This window comes from Isoptericola sp. NPDC060185 (assembly GCF_042728595.1).
In the GTDB taxonomy this organism is placed as follows: Bacteria; Actinomycetota; Actinomycetes; order Actinomycetales; family Cellulomonadaceae; genus Isoptericola.
The window spans coordinates 1-3579 of the sequence record NZ_JBHWYY010000144.1 but is presented as its reverse complement, the minus strand read 5'-3'; the positions used below and the strand labels follow the sequence as shown (position 1 = coordinate 3579).

General features: G+C 72.9%; 1 protein-coding gene. It reads right to left on the bottom strand.

From position 1 onward, the window contains the following. Positions 1 to 77 precede the first annotated feature (77 nt). Positions 78 to 3422: an efflux RND transporter permease subunit gene (locus tag ACFWDO_RS21290; RefSeq protein ID WP_380326931.1), complete on the bottom strand. Its 3345-nt coding sequence runs from the start codon at positions 3420 to 3422 to the stop codon at positions 78 to 80. Between the last annotated feature and the right edge of the window lie 157 nt (positions 3423 to 3579).

Here is a 3579-nt window from a genome sequence, read left to right as displayed (position 1 = left end):
GGATCTTGGCCCTGTTTCGACGCGAAACAGGGCCAAGATCCCGCTCACAACACAGTGGGGTGAGGGGCAGGGCGCGGTCAGGCGGTGTCCGCCGCGCGGCGGGCGACGGCGGCGGCCTCCTCGGCCTTCTCCGCCTTGTCGGCCGCGCGGGCGGCGGCCTTCTCCGCCTTGCGCAGGGCGCGGGAGTCGCGCTTGACCCGGCGCCGCTCCTTGCGCCGCTCGATGAGCGTGTAGATCACCGGCACGACGAACAGCGTCAGCAGCGTGGACGACACGAGGCCGCCGATGACCACCAGCGCGAGCGGCTGGCTGATGAACGAGCCGCCGCCGGTGATCCCGACCGCCATCGGGGTGAGCGCGAAGATCGTCGCGAGCGCCGTCATGACGATCGGCCGCAGACGCTTGCGGGCGCCCTCGTGCACGGCGTCGTCCAGCGTCTTCCCGCGCTCGCGGTACTGGTTGATGAGGTCGATGAGCACGATGGCGTTCGAGACCACGATGCCGATGAGCATCAGCACGCCGATCAGCGCGGGCACGCCCAGCGGCGTGTCCGTGGCCAGCAGCGCCAGCAGCGCGCCCGTGGCCGCGAACGGCACCGACACCAGCAGGATGAGCGGCTGCACCAGCGACCCGAAGGTCGCGACCATCACGAGGTAGACGATGGCGATCGCCGCGACGAGCGCCAGGCCGAGGTCGGCGAAGGCGTCCGCCTGGTCGGCGGCGACGCCGCCCACCTCGACGGTGGCGCCGGCCGGCAGGTCCAGCCCGTCGGTGGCGGCCGTGATGTCGGCGCTCAGCGTGCCGACGTCCTGCGTCTCGGGCGTCACGGACACGGTGGCCGAGCGCTCGCCGTCGGTGCGGGAGATCGACGTGGGCACGTCGACCTTCTCGACGGTGGCGACGTCGGTGAGCGGCACCATGCCGGTGGCCGTCGGGAGCTCGAGGTCCTCGATCTCGGCCTGGGTGGCCGGCGCGTCGCCGGACTTCACGACGACGTCGGTGGGGCCGTCGCCGACGTCCACCTGGCCCACGGTCTGCTCGGGGTCCATCGCGCCCGCGACGATGCCGGACACCTGGGTCTCCGTGAGGCCCAGCGCGGCCGCCTCGTCCCGGTCGACGTCCACCTGCACCACCTGCTGCGCGGCGGACAGGTTGTTGCTCACCTCGGCCACGCCGTCCAGCCCGGACACCGCGTCGGTGACCTGCTGCGCCGCCGTGGCGAGACCGTCCTCGTCGTGCGAGCGGACCACGAGGTCCACCGTGCTGGACCCGAAGCCGGAGTCACCGCCGGAGACGCTGACCCCGGTCGTGACGCCCTCGTCGGCCAGCGGCTCGACGGCGTCACGGATCTCGTCCTGGGCGGCGACGGCGTCGGCGTCGGGGTCGAGCGTGATCGAGAACGTGGCCTTCGGGGCGGAGCCGCCGCCCATGAAGGCGGCCTGCGCGGCGTCTCCCGTGCCGACCGTGGTCTGCACGCTCTGCACCGCGTCGACGCCGTCGAGGGCGTCCTCGACGTCGGACGCCGCGGCGTCCTGCGCCTCGAGCGACGCGCCGGGCTCGAACGTCTGGGTCACCGTGACGGTGTCCTGGCCGGAGTCGCCGATGAAGTTGGTCTCCAGGCGCGGCACCATCGCGAGCGTGCCGCCGAGGACGGCGACCGCGATGACGAGCGTCACCCACGGGTGGCGCAGGGCCGCGCCGAGGCTCGGCACGTACGCCCGCTGCCACAGGCCGCGGCGCTCCTTGGCCTCGGCGGCCTCGCGCACCTGCTCGGCCTCCTCGGGCGTGGCGGGCACGGCGGGCGTCTTGACGAACCAGTACGCCAGGACGGGCACGATCGTGAGGGCCACGACGAGCGACGAGAGCATCGCGATGGTGACCGTCATGGCGAACGGGCGGAACAACTCGCCCACCATGCCGCTGACGAACGCGATGGGCGCGAACACCGCGACGGTGCAGATGGTCGACGCCGCGATGGCGCCGCCCACCTCGCGCACCGCGGTGAGGATGGCGGCCTTCTTCTCCTCGCCGTACGACAGGTGTCTCTTGATGTTCTCGATGACGACGATCGCGTCGTCCACGACGCGGCCGATCGAGATGGTCAGGGCGCCCAGCGTGAGGATGTTGAGCGTGTAGCCCGTGAGGTTCATGACCACGAACGTGGCGGCCAGCGACAGCGGGATCGACACGGCCGACACCAGCGTGGACCGCACCGACATGAGGAAGACGAGGATCACGAGGACCGCGAACACGAGGCCCAGCCCGCCCTCGGTGGCGAGGCCGCTGATCGACTCCTCGATGAACGGCGCCTGGTCGAAGACGACGGCGGTGGTGACGCCGGCGGCGGCGAGCTCGGGCTTCAGGTCGTCCAGCGCGTCCTGGACGGCGTGCGAGACGTCGACGGTGTTGCCGTCGGGGGTCTTGGTGATGGCGACGCCCAGCGACGGCTCGCCGTCCAGGCGGGAGTGGGAGGTCGCGTCGACCGGAACCACCTTGACGGTGGCGACGTCGGAGAGGACCACGGGCTCGGGCGCCTGCGGCGCCTGGGTGGCGGTCGGGTCGGCCTGGCCGGCCGCGGCCGGCGGGGCGCCCGTGCCGTCGCCGGTCTCGCCCGTGGTGCCGCCCGTGGCGTCGCCGGTGCTCGACGCCCCGGCGGCGGCCGCGGCGTCCGGGGTCACGACCAGGGGCAGCGCCTTGAGCTCCTTGACGCTGTCGATGCTGGAGCCGGCCTGGACAGAGTAGGTGACGTCGTCGTCGGTGATGGTGCCGGCGGGCAGCACGACGCCGTTGTCCTTGAGGACGGACGCCACGTCGTCGGTGGTGAGGCCGGCCTTCGCCAGCTTCTTCGTGTCCACGTCGACGAGCACCTGGTCGGTCTCGCCGCCGGTCACGGCCACGGACCGCACGTCGTCGACGTCCTCCAGCGCCGGCACCACGACCGTCTCCACCGTGTCCGCCAGCGCGGCGGCGTCCACGGAGCCGTCGGCGCCCGCGGCGGCGAGCTGGATGACGGGCAGGTCGTCGAGCGACCCGGTGATCACCTGCGGCTCGACGTCCTCCGGCAGCTGCGACTGCGTGCGCGTGATCGCGGTCTGCAGGCGCTGCGTGGCGGCGTCCATGTCGGTGCCGTACGTGAACTGGACGGTCGTGACGGAGCTGCCGGTCGACGCCGTCGAGCCGATCGACTCGATCCCCTCGACGGACTGCGCGGCGGCCTCGAGCGGCTCGGTGACGCGCTCCTCGACCACCTCGGGTGACGCGCCGGGGTACACGGCGACGACGGCTCCGGCGGGGAGCTCGAGGGACGGGATGAGCTCCTGCTTCAGGGAGCCCAGGCTCATCACCCCGAAGACGAGGATCGCGACGGTCGCCAGGGCGACGACGGCGCGGTTCGCCAGGGACAGGCGGGCAAGTCGGAACACGCTCACTCCAGAGGGCGGTCGGCAGGACGGGCACGACTCCGCTGTCGTGACGCAGGGCTGAACGGACGATACGCGCCCGCGGTTCCCCCGGGCATCATCCGAAAGTCGGACGGGGGGCCGGGGGGGGGGGGGCCCGCCCCCCCCCCCCCCCCCCCCC